This is a genomic window from Bradyrhizobium sp. ORS 86, from assembly GCF_045571475.1.
Taxonomy (GTDB): Bacteria; Pseudomonadota; Alphaproteobacteria; order Rhizobiales; family Xanthobacteraceae; genus Bradyrhizobium.
On sequence record NZ_CP120699.1, the window covers coordinates 2,518,897 to 2,536,248 of the forward strand.

The following is a 17,352-nucleotide window of genomic DNA, read 5'->3' on the forward strand; positions in this document are numbered from 1 at the left end:
AATTCTCGACCCGAGATGGAGCCTGGGCACGAGCGGAGGAGCTTAAGGCGCGTCGTCCGATGCTTCAGGTCAGAATCTACAACACCCTGACAAAGGCCCGGGAGGAAGTCCGGCTTCCACGCGCTTGATTGTTCCGTAGACGTGTTTTTCCGCGCGTGCGGCTGGCGCCGCACCGGGCTCTCGAACCGAGCCACGCAGCGTCTCGGGCCAGCCGGCGTCGATCCCTCGCGCACCAATGAGGTATCCCCGTCGTGACTGGGCCCGGGCGATGACCTTCTGCCATACGCTGTGAACCACTTCGGGGAGAAGCAGTCGGTTCCGAATTCTCGCGACCGGCGGCGCCATGCTGGTCCTTTCCTCGTGGCCTCGTTTTTGCCGGCCGCTCGGCCGGAGCGCGAACAGATAGACGGTTCAAGAGGCAGGCTGCCGGTCTGCCCGCGAACAAATCGGCACCGAGGGCCGCAGCTGCAGAGCAGAGTGAGAGGAGCGCCCGCTTCGCCGTGACGGGTTTGTAGCCGCGAGAGAGTCTCGCGACGCCCGTCGCGGAGACTCGCGATGAAGCGAAATCCTTCCCGGGCGCGCGCCGGCCAGGACCGGGCCTGCCTCTATGACGAAATCACCGATAAGATCATCGCCGAACTCGAAGCCGGCCATGTGCCGTGGGTTCAGCCCTGGAGGGCGGCGACGGACGGGGCGCCGCCGGCCATGCCGAGAAACGCCGCCACCGGACGCCGCTATGGTGGCATAAACATCCTGCTTCTCTGGAGCGCAGCGACGGTGCGCGGATTCGCAGCTCAGAGCTGGATCACCTTCCGTCAGGCGCTGTCGCTTGGCGGTCACGTCCGCAAAGGCGAGCGCGGCGCTACTGTCGTTTATGCCGATCGTTTCGTTCCGGCCGACGAAAAACGCCGTGCATGCGAGGCCGGCGATGAAGCGCAGGCGATCCCGTTTCTGAAACGTTTCACTGTCTTTAACACGGATCAGTGCGACGACTTGCCCGCGGAGATTGCGACGTGCGCGACACCTCCACCGCTGGGTATGATCGAGCCGACCGTCGACAATCTGATCAAGGCGATCGGCATCGATTTTCGCATCGGCGGCGACCGCGCCTTCTACGTTCCGGCCGAAGACTACGTGCAAGTGCCGCCACCGGCGGCCTATTTCGAACCGATCAATTGGCACCGCACAGCCTTGCACGAGATCGGTCACGCCAGCGGCCACCCCTCACGCCTCAATCGTGATCTCAGTGGTTCATATGGCACCAGGAAGTATGCCTTTGAGGAACTGATCGCCGAACTGAACGCGGCTTTCTGCTGTGCCTCGCTCGGGATCACGCCGACTGTCCGGCATGCCGATTACATCGCGTCATGGTTGGAATAATGGCGAGCTCGCCATTACTCCAGTAATCAGCAGCAGATCATAATGTGAAGGAGCACCACGTTTCCGGTGTTATGCGGGGATGGTGTGCGATCTCCTCCACATTATTTCTTTGCCGCTAAAGGGTATCGAGCCAGGCGAGAACGCTCTGGTCCTGTTTCCACGATGGTCGCTTTGTCGATCGTGAGGGGCTTTCGAGGCGTTCCAGTGCCAGGCGCTTTGTTTCCAGATTTGCCTGAGCGTAGTGGTTTGTGGTGTCGAGGCTGACATGGCCGAGCCAACTTCGGATCACAGTGACGTCAACACCTGCCGCCACCAGATGCACCGCCGTCGCATGACGGAAGCTATGAGGTGTTACATGCTTCGAAGTCAGGCTGGGCGTGATCTTCGCTGCCGCTTCGACGTATTGCGCCAGTTTGAAGCGGACACCCGATGCGCCGAGCGGGACGCCATATCGATTAACGAAGATGGGCTCGTCGTCGGTCCTCGGCTGTCGCATGAGCTGCGATCTTAGCAACGACACGGTTTCTGGCCAAAGAGGGCTCAGCCGTTCCTTTCGTCCCTTGCCGTAAAGACGCACGCAGGTTGGTGAGTCGAACCGGATCGCCCGCGGGCAAACATCGAGCGCCTCCTGGATGCGCGCGCCGGTATTATAGAGGAAGGAGAAGAGCGCGTGGTCGCGTTGCCCCTCGATCGTCGAGCGATCGGGCTGCGCCAGAATGGCCTTCACCTCCTCGGGCTCCAGATAGCACGGCGCATGGATCGGCGCTTTCTTCATGGGCACGTGCAGAACCTGTGTGCATTGCTCGATGGCCGTCGGTTCGCGGTCAGCAACGAAGCTGAAGAAGCTACGTAATGCGGACAGGCGACAGTTGCGCGTGCCAATCGTATCTTCGCGGTCCTGCTCGGTGTATTGCAGGAAGCTCTTGACCTCGGAGGCCGTCAGGTCGCTCAGTGTGAGCTGGGCTATCGGCCGGCGCCGCCGTTGAGCCACGAACCTGAGGAACAGGCGCCATGTATCACGGTAGGACCGAACGGTGTGCGCAGAGGCATTTCGCTGCTGAACCATCCACTCGTAAAAGAAGGCGTGAAGCAGCCTCGGGAACGGGTCGACCGGTTTCATGGCCGCGCTCCTTCTGACGCGTGCAGGCAATGTGACGCGTACGTCCGGAAGCGTTCGTTTGCTTGCTGAAGGAGTTCCTGGGTCACCGTGATGTAAACCAGTGTCGAGTGGATATCGCGGTGCCCTAGGTATGTCGCTAGGAATGGAAGCTTGTCCTGCGGATTGATGCCGGCGCGGTACCATTCGAGAATGCGGTTCACCACAAACGAGTGACGCAGGTCGTGGATGCGAGGGCCCGTCTTGCCTTTCGCCGGCTTGAGTCCGGCACGCCGTAGGATGTCGACGAGGGAACCGGCGATCGCGTGCGACGTGTAGCGCGCATTTCCCTTATCGTGCCAGAACAGGCCAGATTCAGGGCTTTGTGGCACCTTTGCCTTGCGCCTCGCCTCAAGATATTCCCGCAGCGCCGATAGCGGGCTGTCAGCCAACGGCAGGATTCGCGACTTGAAGAACTTCGTCTCCCGGATAGTAATCGTGCCGACCTGAAGATCGATGTCAGCAAGGTTCAAGCGTGCGAGTTCGCCCAGCCGCAATCCCGCGCAATAGGTCAGGACCAGCATGGTGTAGAGACTGATCGGCCGTAACGGCGCACGGGGAGAGGGGTAGGTTCGAGCAATATCGAGGAGGCGACGAACCTCTTCCGGGCTGTAGATATAGGGTCGACGCCATTGCCGCGCGACCTGCTGTGCGGGACGCGGATCCGGACGCCTTGGTTTGCTACCAGGATCGAGATGATGCTGCGCCTTGGCTAAGGCGCGAGCGACCCTCTCACACTCGGCGGCGTGGTTGGCGGTTGATCGCGCGGCCGCCCAATGCTGCAACATGACCGATGTCGACTTACCCTCCAATTCCGGATGAGCCTGCAAGAAACGATCGAACCGCCAGAACCAGCGGGCCTGTGCTTGATAACGGTAGCCTCTAGCCCGCATCAGAGAGATGTGATTGCGCATGAGGTTGCCGAGAACGCTGCCGAACGGCGGGAACTGCCGTAGGGCTTCAAGTGCCTGATCGGGATCGGGCGCGAGCAGCGCCCGTACGATCGCCTTGTCGCTCTTCGCATGGTACTCGGCGCGCAAATCAGCAATGGGATTGCTGACGATGAACGCTTCCTCCACGAGGAAGTCGAGGAAGCGATTGACGATGCGGGCGTGGTGCAGCAGCGTGGACCGGGCCCAGATAGCAGTGCATTCGCTCAACCAGATTTCCAGGACTTTCCGATTCACCTGTGTGCATTGGTATTGCTGCCGAACGACAACATTCTGGAAGCTGCGCAAAGCCTGCCGGTAGGAGATGCGGCTGATCGGACAACGCAGCCGGAGCCGGCCGAGATAGCGAGCAATAATCTTGCCGTCGGCGTCGGGCCAAGCATTCATGAGCGCACCTCCTGTCCCGGGATCTCCAGGGCAATTGCGCGCAGGTCCTCCGTCGCCAATTTCAGGTAGGGGATCGTCGATTCCGTCGAACGATGACCCAATACGTCACCGATCAGCTTTCGCGGGACCGACGCCCGTAGCAGACTGACGGCACGCGCGTGGCGGAAGATATGCGGACCGCGTTTGCCGCTTGGGGTGATGCCCGCCGCCTCGATCCGCCGGCTGACTTCGCTATAAATTCGCACCATGGGAACGTAGGGCGCGCGCGTGCGGACAAAGATTTCTCGCACATCAGTTTCAGGGCGGCCGTGCCGGAGATAATCGATCAGCGCCTCCCCGACGGTCTCAAACAACGGCAGCAGAGAATGATCACCCGTTTTGGAGCGGCGGATGTGCAGAACATCGCCGCGCCAATCGACATCTTCCAGTCGCAACCGGATTATTTCACCGGCACGCAAGCCATAGACCGCTAGAAGCTGGAGGATGGCATGGTCGCGCAAGCCCATCGGCGACCGGTCTTTTCGGGCAAATTCCAGGACGGTCGAGATCTGATCCGAACTTAACGCGGACGGGATGCCTTCATACGCATAGAGCAGCGGAGCAATGACATGCTGGGAGAGATCGGTCGCGATGCGGCCCGTCCTATGGAGATGCCTCAGCAGCGACCGAAGCCGTTCGGCGACATCTTTCAAGGATTTCCGCGTCAGCCCGCGAGCCCGCATGTTCATGTAGATATCGAGATCGCGGACGGTCAGGCCTGCAAAATTGGCGTTCGAATGCTTGATGAGCCAGGCACAAAAATTGCGAGCTTCCCACAGCAGGGCGTCGACCGAAGCCGTAGCGAGCCCGCGTTCCTCCCGAAGCCACGTCCGATACTGTTCGCACACCTCTCGAGAGAGAAGTTCGCCAGCGGTAGTCGCAATTCGGGTGGCCAGCGCTTCAACGCGAGCTTCAGCAGCGCGTGGATTCCTGATCTGGGAATGCCTATCCAATAACGAGCTGGAGCGCGGCCATGGCGTTTACGAAATTGTCGGACCGCAAAGCGCAGATAATTCGTTACGTCTGCCGGCGTGACCGCTTCAAGAGCAACTTTACGCGCCGCCAGGTACGCAAGAAAGTAGCCGGCGTTGCGGCAATAGTTGTGAACTGCAACTCGATTATATCGTTGTCGCGTGAGCGCATCCTTAAGCTCCGCGACAAGGGTACCGTATCCATGTGGCATGAAGGCTTCCTCTACTGTGTTTGATCAACAGTCGAGGGTCTCATGCCGGAAATAATGCGCAGCAGATCGCAAGCTTTTTTAGCCGATCTCCACAAGCCGGCCGCGCTAAGAATCTTCCTTCACATTATGATCTGCTGCTGATTACTTGAAGTGCTGCGCGAGGATAATCGGGCCATCATCCGCGCGGCAAGCCAGGCCAGCAGGGCCGCGGATTACATTCTCGGCTTTTTGCCCGATTCCGACGTGGACATCGCAGCAGAAGGCACGGATTCACGTGGCTTGAAGCCTCACTTTACGGGCGAAGAGTGAGAGGAGGCGGGCGGGTTTCCGCGACGGGTCGGAGGTCGAGAGAGAGGCTCTCGGCTGCCCGTTCTGGAGAACCGAAATGATGATGGCTGTCCGAAACGACTACGGCGCGTTCGGCGTGCTGGCGCCCGGCAGGCAATATCGAAACCACGCGGCAACGGTTGTGCAAAGTTGTCAAGGAGCATCGGTAAACGGGAGGTCCGGTGATGCCGCGTGACGCTGCCGAGCTGGCGCGCCGCCTTGCCCGTGATGCCGAGGCGGTATGCCGCCATTACCTGTCCAACGGACGGCGCCAGGGCCGCTACTGGACGGTGGGCGACGTTCGCAACACGCCAGGCCGGTCGATGTTCGTCCGGCTGAGCGGACCGGAATCCGGTCCCGGCGCCGCCGGGCGCTGGACCGATTCCGCCTCGACCGAATATGGCGATCTGCTTGACGTGATCCGCGAGAGCTGCGGATTCATCGACTTCCGCGACGTCGCCGATGAGGCACGACGCTTTCTGAGTCTGCCGCGCGCCGAACCGCGCCGCAGCCCAAAGCACGTGGGCACGCCTGTCCCCGCCGGATCGCCGGAAGCAGCGCAGCGGCTCTTCGCGATATCGCAACCGATCACAGGTACGCTCGCGGCAGCGTACTTGCGCCATCGCGGCATTACGACGTTGCACGACACCGCATCGTTGCGCTTCCATCCGCGCTGTTACTACCGGCCGGATGAGCACAGCACAACCGAGACCTGGCCGGCGATGATCGCCGCCGTCACCGACCTTGAGGGCAAACTCACCGGCGCGCACCGGACCTGGCTCGACCCTGACGGATTCAGCGAGGCGACGCTCGGCAAGGCGCCGATCGACACGCCACGACGTGCCATGGGCGGTCTGCTCGGCCATGCCGTCCGCTTTGGCGCGGCCGACGACGTCCTCGCTGTCGGCGAAGGCATCGAGACGATGCTGTCGCTGCGCTGTGCGCTGCCTGCCATGCCGATGGCTGCCGCGCTCTCGGCCAACCACCTTGCCGCCTTGCTGCTTCCGCTGACGCTGCGCCGCCTCTACATCGCCCGCGATGCCGATGCCTCAGGTGACATGGCGCTCGCGGCATTGACCGAACGCGCCGAAGCGGCGGGCATCGAGGCGCTTGCCCTGTCGCCGCAGACGGACGACTTCAACGAGGACCTGCGTGCATTCGGCCTCGGCGCGCTGCAAGCGGCACTGCGCATCCAGCTCGCGCCACAGGAGGTCGTTCGTTTCATGCTCTTCACTGAGGCCGAGGCGGATTGACCGATCGGCCTCCGGCGCCGCCGGCAATTGGGCAGATCATGTCGTGTTGTAGTGTTGCGGACTGCCGTCCATATTGGACGCTGGAGCGCACAGCCGGATTTGCCCACCCCTGCCGACTTGCGCGGTGCAGCAAGTCGGCAGCTATCCGGGGTACACGGGTCGTGGCACTGACGCATTCCGGAAGGCAGCACATGACCCAATGCGGGCCTCCCTATCAATGCTATAATATGGGCATTCACTTAGACGGCGGAGTGAGCACACTGTGACGGCTCGAGAAGGCAACACGGCTAACGATAGCCTGATTGACCTTACGGCAACGGCCGCAATTGACTTGATGCGTCGAGGCGACGTCTCTGCGGAGCATTATGCGAAAGCTCTGTTGGAGCGGGCTCGAAGTTTTCTGACCTTAACGCCTTTCGAACGCTTGATCCCGAAATGTTGCTCGAAGCTGCTCGCGCTACCGACATAAGGCGCAGGGCAGGCGGCGTGCTTGGCAAGCTGCACGGACTGCCCATCCCCGTGAAAGACAGCATCAACACGCGCGACTTCCCGACCTCCAATGGCACCCGTGCCTTGCGCGATTTCAGGCCCAAACAGAACGCAGCCGTTTCGAGCCACTGCTGACCGAGGGCGCAATCGTGATGGGAAAGACAAACCTGCACGAACTCTCGTTTGGCTGGACAAGCAATAATGAAACCTTCGGCAGTGTGTGCAACCCCTATGACCGCGCGCGGATTCCGGGCGGCAGCAGCGGCGGATCGGCCGCAGCGGTCGCCGCGCGCATTGCGCCACTGGCAATCGGCGAGGATACGTTCGGGTCGATCAGGGTGCCGGCAACATGTTGCGGGCTGGCGGGCTTGCGGCCGAGCTTTGGTCGCTACCCCGGTCAGGGCATCATGGCGCTGACCGACAACAAGTTTGATCAGGTCGGTCCGCTGGCGCGCGCCGTCGTCGATCTCCTTCTGTTCGATCGCGTCGTCACCGGCGACGACACGGCGCCGACCGCGACGCCGTTGCGCGGTGTCAGAATTGGCCTGTCGTGCGATCATCTCCTCAGCGGCCTCGACCCGGAGGTCGGGCGCGTTGTCACTGAAGCGTTCGGCAAGCTCCGTGAGGCCGGCGCGACGCTGGTGGAGGTCGCCACCCCCGATGTTGTGCGGGCGGCTACGGACATTGGAGGGACGATCCTGATCAGCGAACTCGTCCAGGGGGTCGCGAGGTACTTGCAGGAGCAGGGGACTGGCCTGACCCTTCGAGGCAATGTTTGCGCAAGTCGGCCCTTCGATGAAAACATACATCGAGACTCGAGCGCTGCCACCGAGCAGACCCAGTCGTGAGGCTTATGAGGCAGCGCTGGCCAGGCGCGATCAACTGAAGGCTACCGTCCGCGATTGGTACAGCCAACACAATATTCTGATGCTTGCACATCCCGTGGTCATGGGTCTCCCACCGAAGATGTCTGACCGAAGTGAAACCGAGGTCGGCGGACAAAAGTGTCGCGATCGGGCGCAACATCGCCTTGGGAGTCTGTGCAAGCATGTCTAGCTTGGTTCTGCCAGCCGGTGAGACCCCCAGTGGTCTGCCTGTCGGATTGGAATTTGACGCATTGAGCGGACAGGACCGGGAGCTGCTGTCCGTCGGCTTATCGCTTGAGGCAACGTTGGGCCGCGCCAACCGGCCTCCTCTGTTGGGGTAGCCGCCTCGCCGCATGGATCGTTGTAAGTCTCCACGATCGACCCAACGAAATGCTATGCCAAGCGACCGGCATCACGTTGCTCCATCGGAAACAGATCGGATCTATTACTGTCGCGGCTTTACCCCGCTTCCAAGAATGGCAGGCATGGGGACCCGGAAGCGGTCCCCGTTTCGGAACAGCTGATCCACGCCTTCAGCGACGGCGACGTTGATTGCCGAGAGAGCAGCGCTGTCTTGAGCAAGAAGAAGGGCCCTTATCCTTACCCCTCCCTGCAACGCCAGATTGACCAATCCGGTCGCAGTTTTCAGCAGCAGCGTCTGAGCCACAGTAGTTGCAGCGACATCGGAGAAGTCCACTTGCGCAAGCGCGGCCTTCATATCCTCCGGATCGCCGAACTGGAAGAAATCGGGACCGTGCGGCAGGGGAACGTCAACACGCCCGTGAGCTTTCACCGTCCCCAAGATAAGGCCGAAGCCATTGGCTGGTGAGGGTCGTTCCCAAACGCTGATCGCCACGCGGCCGCCGGGACGAAGGACACGATACATTTCCGCCAAAGCGCGGTCCGGCTCGGGCACATGGAGTAAACCGTAGCCGCAAACAACGGCATCGAACATATTGTCGGGATATGGCAAATCTTGCGCGTCGCCCTTGGCGACAATCGACCGAAGGAGCGTTCCGGCGGGCGGCGGCGACCATGGCCTCTGAAAAATCGACAGCTGATACCTTCGCACCGCGCTCCGTAGCAGCCAGCGCGAGCACGCCGTGTCCCGTGCAGACATCGAGCACGTCACATCCGCGAATGACCCCAGCTGCATCGAGCGTGACATCAACCGACTGCGCCGTCAGCGGACCAAAGACAGCTTCGTAACCCTCGGATACTGCGTTCCATCCGCTTCGTTCAAAGTCTCGAAAAGCGTCCGGCTCGTTCGACACCTGAATTGGCATGTTCTGAACCCCGATCAGAGTTTCTTGGTGGCGTTTAGAAAGAGCCGCGGCAGTCGAAGATATCACCAACCAGAGGCAACGAACAGAAGCTGGGAGGTATCGGTGACTTCGGAAGGGCGACTGACCATTCCTGGCCCAACTCGGACCTCCCGAGTTGAGCGTTCCGCGCTGTGGTCCCGGCAAAGTGCCATTTGAGGCAATCGGGCTCCTGCGATTACCGCTCACATGTCGGCAACAAAATGCTAGGGTACCCCTTGTGCCAGCGGCGTGGTTAGTCTGGTCGTTTAGAGGGCGCCTTGACCGAGCAGCGGGTTCAAAGGCGATTGGCGGCGATTTTGGCCGCCGATGTGGTCGGTTACTCCGCGTTGATGCAACGCGCCGAGGAAGCCACCTATTCCGAGTTTGAGCGGCTCAAGCGGGAATTGATCGAGCCTGGCCTCTCCCGCCACGAAGGGCGGCTCATCAAGACAACGGGCGATGGTGCGCTCGCCGAGTTCGCGAGTCCCGTTGCCGCCGTGAGATGCGCGGTCGAGATCCAGGATCATCTTGCCTCAGGCAGCAGCCCCCTAAGGTTACGTATCGGGCTGAACCTCGGTGACGTTATTGTTGGGCAGGACGGAGACCTTTATGGCGACGGGATCAACATTGCTGTCCGGCTAGAGGGTGTCGCCGATCCCGGCGGCATCCTGATTTCCGAGAAGGTGTACAGCGAGGTCGAGGGTAAGCTGGACGTTGGCTTCGAGGACCGGGGTCAACAGCACCTCAAGAACATCTCCAGGCCGGTCCGCGCTTTTGCTGTGCGCGCGGGAGCGTCTGGCGGGCTGAGCGACAGGCTGAGACCGCCTCCGCCACTCGCGGACAAGCCGTCCATCGCGATCCTGCCGTTCCAGAACATGTCCGGCGATCCCGAGCAGGAGTATTTTGTCGACGGCATCGCTGAAGACTTGCTGACGACTTTGTCGAAAATCCAAGAATTGCTAGTCATCGCACGCAATTCGAGTTTCGTGTTCAAGGGACAGGCGCGGGATATCCGCGAAATCGGGCGAATACTTGGGGCTCGCTACATACTGGAGGGGAGCGTTCGCAAGGCCGGCAATCGCGTGAGATTGTCGGCACAGTTAATCGACAGCCTGAATGGCAGTCATGTGTGGGCCGACCGTTTCGAGGGCGACCTCGAGGACGTGTTCGAACTTCAGGACCGGATTACGCAGGACATCGCTGCCGCGCTCGAGGTCCGGTTGACGCTTGGCGAACAGGTGCGGGTGTGGCGCAAGCGCTCGGGCAGCCCGCTGGTTTACGAGCATTTCCTCAAAGGCCGTACCCTGTACGTCAATTTTGCCAAGCACACTCATGCACAAGCGCGCCTCGAATTTGAACGGGCCTTGGCCATCAACCTTGACTATACTCCGGTGCTTTACCTGTTGGGGCTCACATTAACCGACCAGGTTCGCTTTGGCTGGGAAAGAGACGAGGCGACAACCTACGAGGCGGCGATGGAGTGTGCTGCCCGGGCTCTGGCGGCCGACCCAGACAGCTACATGGCATACGTGGTGATAGGTTATGCGCGGTTGTTTCAACACCGGCATGATGAGGCTTTGGCAGCCGGCGACAAGGCGATTGCCCTCGGCCCGAACTGCGCGGATGCGTATCACATGGCTGGCATGTTTCACGGCTACGCTGGCGATTTCCGAAAAGCCGCTCAGTACGAGGAGCAAGCACAGCGGCTCAGCCCGCTTAGTATTAGTCAATCGATGGTCGATGAGGCACGGGCAAAGTTTCACCTTGGTAATCTTACCGCTGCACGCGACATTGCCTCGCGCGTCCTAATCGAGAGGCCACACTGGCTAACAGGGCAGGCCGTTCTTGCAGCGTCGCTCTGGAACCTCGGCAGTGAGGACGAGGCTCGAGCAATCGTCAGGAAGATGCTGACAACCCATCCCAACCTTACCGCAAGCCGCTGGGCGCAGGGATTACCTTACCGCCACCAGGAACACCTGGACGCACTGATGAAGCCACTGCGCCTTGCCGGGTTACCCGAATGATCCAGTAGCCGCGATCAGCGGACGCTCGTCTATGCCGAAGTGGTGATCGAGTCAGGCAGCAGAATTCGAAATGGTAAGGAAACGGATACAGATGCGGGAGACGTCATTGGTTAGCTTTAGCGGGTGTTTACTTTGCGCGACGGCATCAGTGAAGAAGAGTTTTTGCCAAGATTGCACGCCTTCCTCCAGCATTTCATAGATATTGGGTTTGCTACCAGCTATCGCATCATGCGCCGCGAGGCACTGACCGGTTTCGGCAGAACGCTGCCGGTTTTCATGTATCGAGGCGAACTCATCTATCCAGACCTGGAGCGGGAGCATGCCGCGTACGAATACGTCAAACAACGTGGCGAGCAGGTACACTCGCTGCATGTAACGATGAACTCGATGGTCAAACCCGACGCCGACTTCTTTTTGGAGACGCAGATCGGATAGACCGCGAATGTCTGCCTCTATGCGTCGGCTGTCGGGGATACACCGGGCAAATTGTCTCAGGGGCCGGCCGTCGTTCTTGACCCAAGCGGTCCGTAGTCGATTTTAAATCTCCAGGATCGGCCGAACAAAATACCATGCCAAGCGATCGGCGTCACGTTGCTCCATCGGTAGATGAGGGGCGCCTTTGTTCGACGTGGTGAATTGTGTTCCGAACAGGTGCGGATCGAGTCCTACACTGGTAAGCCAATCAGACAGTAGCCGTGCGTACTGGTGCGTGGTTAGGCTGCAGTTAGGTCCTCGCCGGCCGGTGAATAAGTATTCGTCCGGCTTCTTGCCCGTCGCCCTCAGATAGGCGTCGATGGCTTGGCGCGTTGACCCGGTGAGTTCGAATCTGAGCGGCCGTCCCGTCTTCTTTTGTCGGACGCTTGCACGATCGGTCGTCGACTTTCAGCGCCACGACATCGCAGCCACGAAGTTTACCGTCGATGGCCACGTTGAACAGCGCCAGATCACGGACCCGGCCTTCCTTCTTGGTAATGCGCTTCGATTCGGGACGGCCGACGAAGTGCTCGCAGCGGGAGAGGGCATCAAGACCACGCTGTCGCTGCGATGCCCAGCTCCGATGCTGCCAATCGTGCAGCGCTCTCCGCAAAGCACCTTGCTGCGCTCCAGCTTCCGGCCGGCTCTACATGGTGCGTGGTGCCGATTCGGCCGGCGATACAGCAGTGTCGGCCCTGACCAGGCGCGCCGAACAGACAGGTATCGAGGCAATCGCACTGTTGCCCGGCTCGGGGAGTTCAATGAGGAGCTGCGACATTTCGGGCTCGGTCACTTGCGCTCAGCCTTATCCGCCCAGTTCAACTCCACAGGACGCCGCGCGCTTCATCTGTCCCGTCATGACCGGGATTGGCTGAATGACGAGTTCGTGGCGTCGTCATCCGATTCCACGAGGGCGTCCTCTCCCGGCCAAATCCGCACCCCAGCCTTCTGAAGGGCGATCGGACGGCAAGCGGCTCGGCCCTTCAATGGCATGGATCGCGGCTATTTTCCGCCGGCGCTTATCAGCGCCTTTGCATCGCGAAACAAAATAGCCGCGCCTCTGCCATCCTCCGCTGACGCTTCGGCCCTTCGCTGCGCTCCGGGTTCTGGTCCATTCCGCTTGCCGTCGGGTGATCGCCACGAAGGCCGCGATGGGCGCGGCCGAGCCGGCCAAAGGAGCCCACCCATGGCAAGCGACCACGACGACAGCGACCTCGAACCGCCCCACAGTCCGTCCCCGACCGCTCACATCCTCGACGAGCTTCAGCTTTATGGCTTCCGTCCCTTGAAGGATGAACCCGACCCGAGGCCCCCTCCGGAAGGCAACGCTGTCGCCGGCGCCGTTTCCGACATTTTCGGCGCCCTGGTCTCGACCTTGCACGGCACTCGCCTCGAATCGGACCTCGAGGACCTGCTCTGGCAGACCGTCAACCTGTTTCACCGTGCAACAGGCTGGATCGAACGCGAGCTCGACGCCAACGAGCAGGCACAGCAGAGAAGCCAACACGAACAGAATGGCTCAGAGGTGCGATCCGTCGAACTCGAACGGCTCACGGCCGAGGGAATCACACTCGTCGAGCGCCGCAACGCGATGGAGCTCTTCCGCGATCAGGCCGCCGAACGATTCGAAGTCCAGATCGGTTCGCCTTGGCGCCCGCGCTCAGGTTCTGTCGTCAGCCACCGCACATTGACCGCCGCAATGATCGACTCTCGCGATTTCCTCGCCGCAAAGCGCCGCGCTGACGCCGAACTGATGCTGCCGCCCGGCCCGAAGATCGCGCTCACGGGCGGACTCGACTTCAATGATGTGTCATTCATCTGGGATCGGCTCGACAAGGTCCGCGCAAAACATCCCGACATGGTTCTGCTCCACGGCGGATCGCCGAAGGGCGTCGAATTGATCGCTGCAAGATGGGCCAGCAATCGCAAGGTACCCCAGATTGCCTTCAAACCGGACTGGACGAAACATGCCAAGGCTGCGCCATTCAAGCGCAACGATGCCATGCTGGCGGTCATGCCGATCGGCCTCATGCACTTCCCAGGCACCGGCATCCAGGAAAATCTTGCCGACAAGGCGAAGAAGCTCGGCATCCCTGTCTGGAGGTTTGGCAAGGATCGCGCATGAGCGAGAATCTCCATCCGCCTCACGTGCCTGCGGGTGTCCGAAGCGCGCAGGCCGAAGTGCCGAAACCTTGCGTCGAACTCTGAGACCCGATCCTACCGCCAGGGCTGCTGCAGCTGCGTCTTCTTCCGTCGCATGAGTGCACATGCAATTGCGCAACTGGTTTCAAGAACAGCAACCGTACGACGCCGCGGGCGCGGCTCGGTCCCGCGGTCCCTTCAATTCGGCCGCCGACTTCGACCTATTCGCCACTAGTTGAGGTGCGTGTCAGGAAATATTCACGCGACAACATCTCGGTGAGGGTTGAATCGCACCTAACGTCAAGTTGTACGGTCTCGGAATAGGCAGTGTTGGTATTCACAAACCGAAAAGCTTCGAGCGAGCAACAAAGGTACGAATGTCTCAAGTCTCAGTCTCAGTCTCATGCAAGACGAGCCCCACTGTTAGCGACACTGTAAGGCGGGCGATCTCCGGATCAGGATCGGCACGCGATGGTCTGACGGGCGCCGTTGGCCGAACGTCGACATCCTACGTAAGCAGATCGGCTGACCTGCCTCGCCTGCGATCGAAGATTGGCGGCAAGCTCAACCTGCCTGTGCGCAAGCTCAGGATCGAGCTGACCATTGTACCAATTGCGATCGGAGGCGTGGATCGTAAGCGCAATGTCCAAGAGAGCTCAATGACGTCAGCCACTGGTTTTGCGGAGATCGTTCCGCATCTGCGTAGATATGGAGGTTGTTGTTCGCGGACCTTCGAAAGGCCGACACGCGAGGCGCCATCCTGATTCCGCCGAGTGCCGTGTCGTTCAAAGCGGCCGCAATGAGGGAATCGTCGCCGGCTTCCGGGCTTGACAAAGCGCCGTTTCTCGGTCGCGCCGCAATGCTTCAGATCCGTTGAATACAACAATGAGGGGGATGGTATGACAAGGCAGCGCTCTCTGCTGACGCCTGGTCCAATGTCGCTGTCGGCGGCGGTTAAGACCCAGATGCAATTTGATCTTGCATCGCGTGATTGCGAGTTCAAGGAAGTAACCGCCCGTATGAGGCGGCTGATGCTCAATCTGTCGGGGAACCCTGAAACCTATTCTGTGGTGCCTATTCAGGGTGGCGGCTCTTTTGCCATGGAAGCCGCTCTCTGTTCGTTCGTTGCCCAGGCCGACAAGCCGCTCGTTTGCATCAACGGGATCTACGGGGAGCGCATTCTCAAGATCTTGCGGCTATGGGGCGTCGACGCGCTCCACTTTGTCAAGCGAGCCACCGAGCCTTTGGATCCCCAGGAGGTTGCTGAGCGTCTCAGTCAAAATCCAGGCATCACGCACATCTGCTTTGTCCATTGCGAGACCACGACCGGGATCGTCAACCCGCTGGAAGCGATTGTGGCGGAGGCGAAGCGGCGTGGCGTGAAGACCATTGTCGACGGGATGAGCTCGTTTGGTGCCATCAACACCGATCTGAGCCACGACGGACCGGAAGTCCTTGTCACGTCTAGCAACAAGTGCATAGAAGCGCCGCCGGGAGTCGCTTTTGTCATCGCCTCTCGCGAGCTGCTGGAGAATGCGGCTCACGAACCAAGGTCATTTGTGCTCGACGTAAGAGACCAATGGCGTTCGTTCGAGCGCACGGGAGAGTGGCGATCGACCCCTCCCACTCATATCGTTCAAGCGGTTACAAAAGCGTTGGAGATTTTGCACGCCGAAGGCATTGATGCCAGGCGCCGCAGGTATGAGAAGATAAGGGACCATCTTATCAAAGAACTCGAAGGAGTAGTGTCTCCACTTCTGCCAGCCGACCTGCAGTCGCCCATTTGCGTCGCGTTCACCGCGCCGACCGGAATCTCGGACCAGGTCGCGTTCGATGGCCTATATCGTCATCTGGCGGCTCATAACCTTTACGTCTACTCCAAGTTGCATCCTCCTACCCGCAGCTTTCGGATCGGTTGTATTGGAGAAATCCAATCCAGTTGGATCGAACGGTTGGGGTGCGCTTTTCGCACATATTTCAGGTCAGGTCCGGCGCCGTTGGCGGGGCGGATGTCACCCCAGGAGATTGCCGGCCGGCAAGGCGAGATCTCGCGTCCGGTCGCGACAACCTCCCAGCCCCCATTTTCCACCGAAACTGCCGTTCTGCATGCGGGATACCGGCGTGATCCGACAACAAAAGCTGTCGCGGTGCCGATCTATCAGAACACGGCTTATGAACTCGACGGCGATCTGAACCATATCGCCGATGTCTACAACGTAAAGGCTGATGGTTTCACCTATACCAGGATCATCAACCCAACGACCCGAGCGCTGGAACGAAGGTACGCCGCCGTCGACGTGGGAAGCGACGCGCTCGCGGTTGCATCGGGTCAAGCCGCGACATTCCTTGCGATCGTCAACCTATCAAGCGGCGAGGTGGGGGACAACGTCGTCGCCTCTCCGTATCTGTACGGCAATACCTGGAACCTGCTCCACAACACGCTAAAGCGTCTTGGTATTAGCGTCAGGACAGCGGATCCTCGTAGGCCCGAGACCTTCGAACGTGCAATCGATGATCGCACGATATGTCTGTTCGGAGAGGTGATCTCGAACCCATGCCTTATTCCGCTCCCTGTCAAGCAACTGGCGGAGATCGGCAGAAAGCACGGCGTCCCCCTGGTCGTGGACAATACGACGACACCCTTGGTGTGTCGGCCGTCAGTGCTCGGTGCGGCGATCACGACGTACTCTGCAACCAAATACATATGCGGCCACGGCACGACACTAGGCGGTCTGATCGTTGACAACGGAGAGTTCGATTACCGGGGAGCGTCTCGCTTTCCCCTGTTCAATCATCCTGACGACGCGCATGGGGGAATTATCTGGCGCAACGCGCTGCGGGATGTCGAAGACCTCGGCAAGAGCGAGTTTCTACTGAAAGCGCGAATGACATGGCTGCGCGATACCGGGGCCGCCATCGCCCCCTTTGCGAGTTTTCAACTGATCCAAGGGCTCGAGACACTGCCTCTTCGCATGAAGCAGCACTGCGAGAATGCCAGGATCGTGGCCAGCGTTCTTCAGGAGCATCCAAAAGTGCGGCGCGTCTTCTACCCAGGGCTCTTTGAAGGAGCCGATCGGGAAACTGTCGATCAGACCCTCGATGTCGCGTACGGATATGGGGCGATGGTGATGTTTGAGGTGGAGGACGAACAGGCAGGGCGCAGGTTCATCCAGAACGTCGACTTGATGTATCACGTGTCCAATGTGGGGGATGCCCGCACGCTCGTGACGCATCCTGTGTCCACGACCCACACCACTGTCCCACGGGAAAAGCGTGAGGCCGCCGGCATATTTGGTGGCTCAGTCCGACTGTGCGTCGGCATTGAAGATGTCAACGACATCATCAAGGACTTGGACAAGGCGCTTTCCGCAATCTGAC

General features: G+C 60.3%; 13 protein-coding genes and 2 pseudogenes. 10 read left to right on the top strand and 5 right to left on the bottom strand.

What is annotated here, in order from left to right; all coding sequences use genetic code 11:
* The first annotated feature begins 555 nt into the window (after window positions 1-555).
* The gene (locus P6U25_RS11270) at window positions 556-1,380 is read left to right on the top strand and encodes an ArdC family protein (RefSeq protein WP_407151268.1); all 825 of its coding nucleotides are present in this window, start codon (window positions 556-558) and stop codon (window positions 1,378-1,380) included.
* Window positions 1,381-1,495: 115 nt separating this feature from the next.
* On the opposite strand, the gene P6U25_RS11275 is transcribed toward P6U25_RS11270, so the two are convergent.
* From P6U25_RS11275 to P6U25_RS11285, 3 genes are read right to left on the bottom strand one after another with little or no spacing between them, the layout of a single operon-like run.
* Window positions 1,496-2,500 (bottom strand): tyrosine-type recombinase/integrase, encoded by a 1,005-nt coding sequence (locus P6U25_RS11275; protein WP_407150473.1) that lies wholly within the window; start codon window positions 2,498-2,500, stop codon window positions 1,496-1,498.
* On the bottom strand, window positions 2,497-3,873 hold the full coding sequence (locus tag P6U25_RS11280; RefSeq protein WP_407151269.1) for a tyrosine-type recombinase/integrase: 1,377 nt from the start codon (window positions 3,871-3,873) through the stop codon (window positions 2,497-2,499). The genes P6U25_RS11275 and P6U25_RS11280 overlap by 4 nt, the downstream gene beginning before the upstream one ends.
* A complete protein-coding gene (locus tag P6U25_RS11285; RefSeq protein ID WP_407151270.1) occupies window positions 3,870-4,865 on the bottom strand; it encodes a site-specific integrase in 996 nt (331 codons plus the stop codon). The genes P6U25_RS11280 and P6U25_RS11285 overlap by 4 nt, the downstream gene beginning before the upstream one ends.
* A 20-nt stretch (window positions 4,866-4,885) precedes the next feature.
* Between P6U25_RS11285 and P6U25_RS11290 the strand changes: the two genes are divergently transcribed.
* The 4 genes and pseudogenes from P6U25_RS11290 (at window position 4,886) to P6U25_RS11305 (ending at window position 8,012) form a co-directional block, all read left to right on the top strand.
* On the top strand, window positions 4,886-5,119 hold the full coding sequence (locus P6U25_RS11290; RefSeq protein WP_407151271.1) for a hypothetical protein: 234 nt from the start codon (window positions 4,886-4,888) through the stop codon (window positions 5,117-5,119).
* Between the two features lie 126 nt (window positions 5,120-5,245).
* On the top strand, window positions 5,246-5,404 hold the full coding sequence (locus P6U25_RS11295) for a hypothetical protein (protein ID WP_407151272.1): 159 nt from the start codon (window positions 5,246-5,248) through the stop codon (window positions 5,402-5,404).
* 203 nt (window positions 5,405-5,607) lie between these two features.
* Entirely contained in the window at window positions 5,608-6,675 is a 1,068-nt protein-coding gene (locus P6U25_RS11300; RefSeq protein WP_280980460.1) for a toprim domain-containing protein, read from the top strand.
* A gap of 435 nt (window positions 6,676-7,110) precedes the next feature.
* Window positions 7,111-8,012 (top strand): annotated as a pseudogene (locus P6U25_RS11305) (amidase family protein).
* A gap of 463 nt (window positions 8,013-8,475) precedes the next feature.
* Here the strand turns inward: P6U25_RS11305 and P6U25_RS11310 are convergent.
* Complete coding sequence (locus tag P6U25_RS11310; RefSeq protein WP_407152494.1) at window positions 8,476-9,186, bottom strand: class I SAM-dependent methyltransferase; 711 nt, start codon at window positions 9,184-9,186, stop codon at window positions 8,476-8,478.
* A pseudogene (locus tag P6U25_RS11315) lies at window positions 9,068-9,316 on the bottom strand (hypothetical protein); the annotation flags it as partial. The pseudogene P6U25_RS11315 and the gene P6U25_RS11310, both read right to left, overlap by 119 nt.
* Window positions 9,317-9,612: 296 nt before the next feature.
* On the opposite strand from P6U25_RS11315, the gene P6U25_RS11320 reads away from it, so the two are divergent.
* From P6U25_RS11320 to P6U25_RS11340, 5 genes are all read left to right on the top strand, one after another.
* Entirely contained in the window at window positions 9,613-11,358 is a 1,746-nt protein-coding gene (locus tag P6U25_RS11320; RefSeq protein ID WP_280973005.1) for an adenylate/guanylate cyclase domain-containing protein, read from the top strand.
* Between the two features lie 132 nt (window positions 11,359-11,490).
* Window positions 11,491-11,793, top strand: coding sequence for a DUF6614 family protein (locus tag P6U25_RS11325; RefSeq protein WP_280973004.1), 303 nt, complete (start codon window positions 11,491-11,493; stop codon window positions 11,791-11,793).
* 358 nt (window positions 11,794-12,151) lie between these two features.
* Window positions 12,152-12,784, top strand: coding sequence for a hypothetical protein (locus P6U25_RS11330; protein ID WP_348637513.1), 633 nt, complete (start codon window positions 12,152-12,154; stop codon window positions 12,782-12,784).
* Between the two features lie 234 nt (window positions 12,785-13,018).
* The gene (locus P6U25_RS11335; RefSeq protein ID WP_407151273.1) at window positions 13,019-13,957 is read left to right on the top strand and encodes a DUF2493 domain-containing protein; all 939 of its coding nucleotides are present in this window, start codon (window positions 13,019-13,021) and stop codon (window positions 13,955-13,957) included.
* A 916-nt stretch (window positions 13,958-14,873) separates the two neighbouring features.
* Window positions 14,874-17,351 (top strand): 2-aminoethylphosphonate--pyruvate transaminase, encoded by a 2,478-nt coding sequence (locus P6U25_RS11340; RefSeq protein ID WP_407151274.1) that lies wholly within the window; start codon window positions 14,874-14,876, stop codon window positions 17,349-17,351.
* The last annotated feature ends 1 nt before the right edge of the window (window position 17,352 follow it).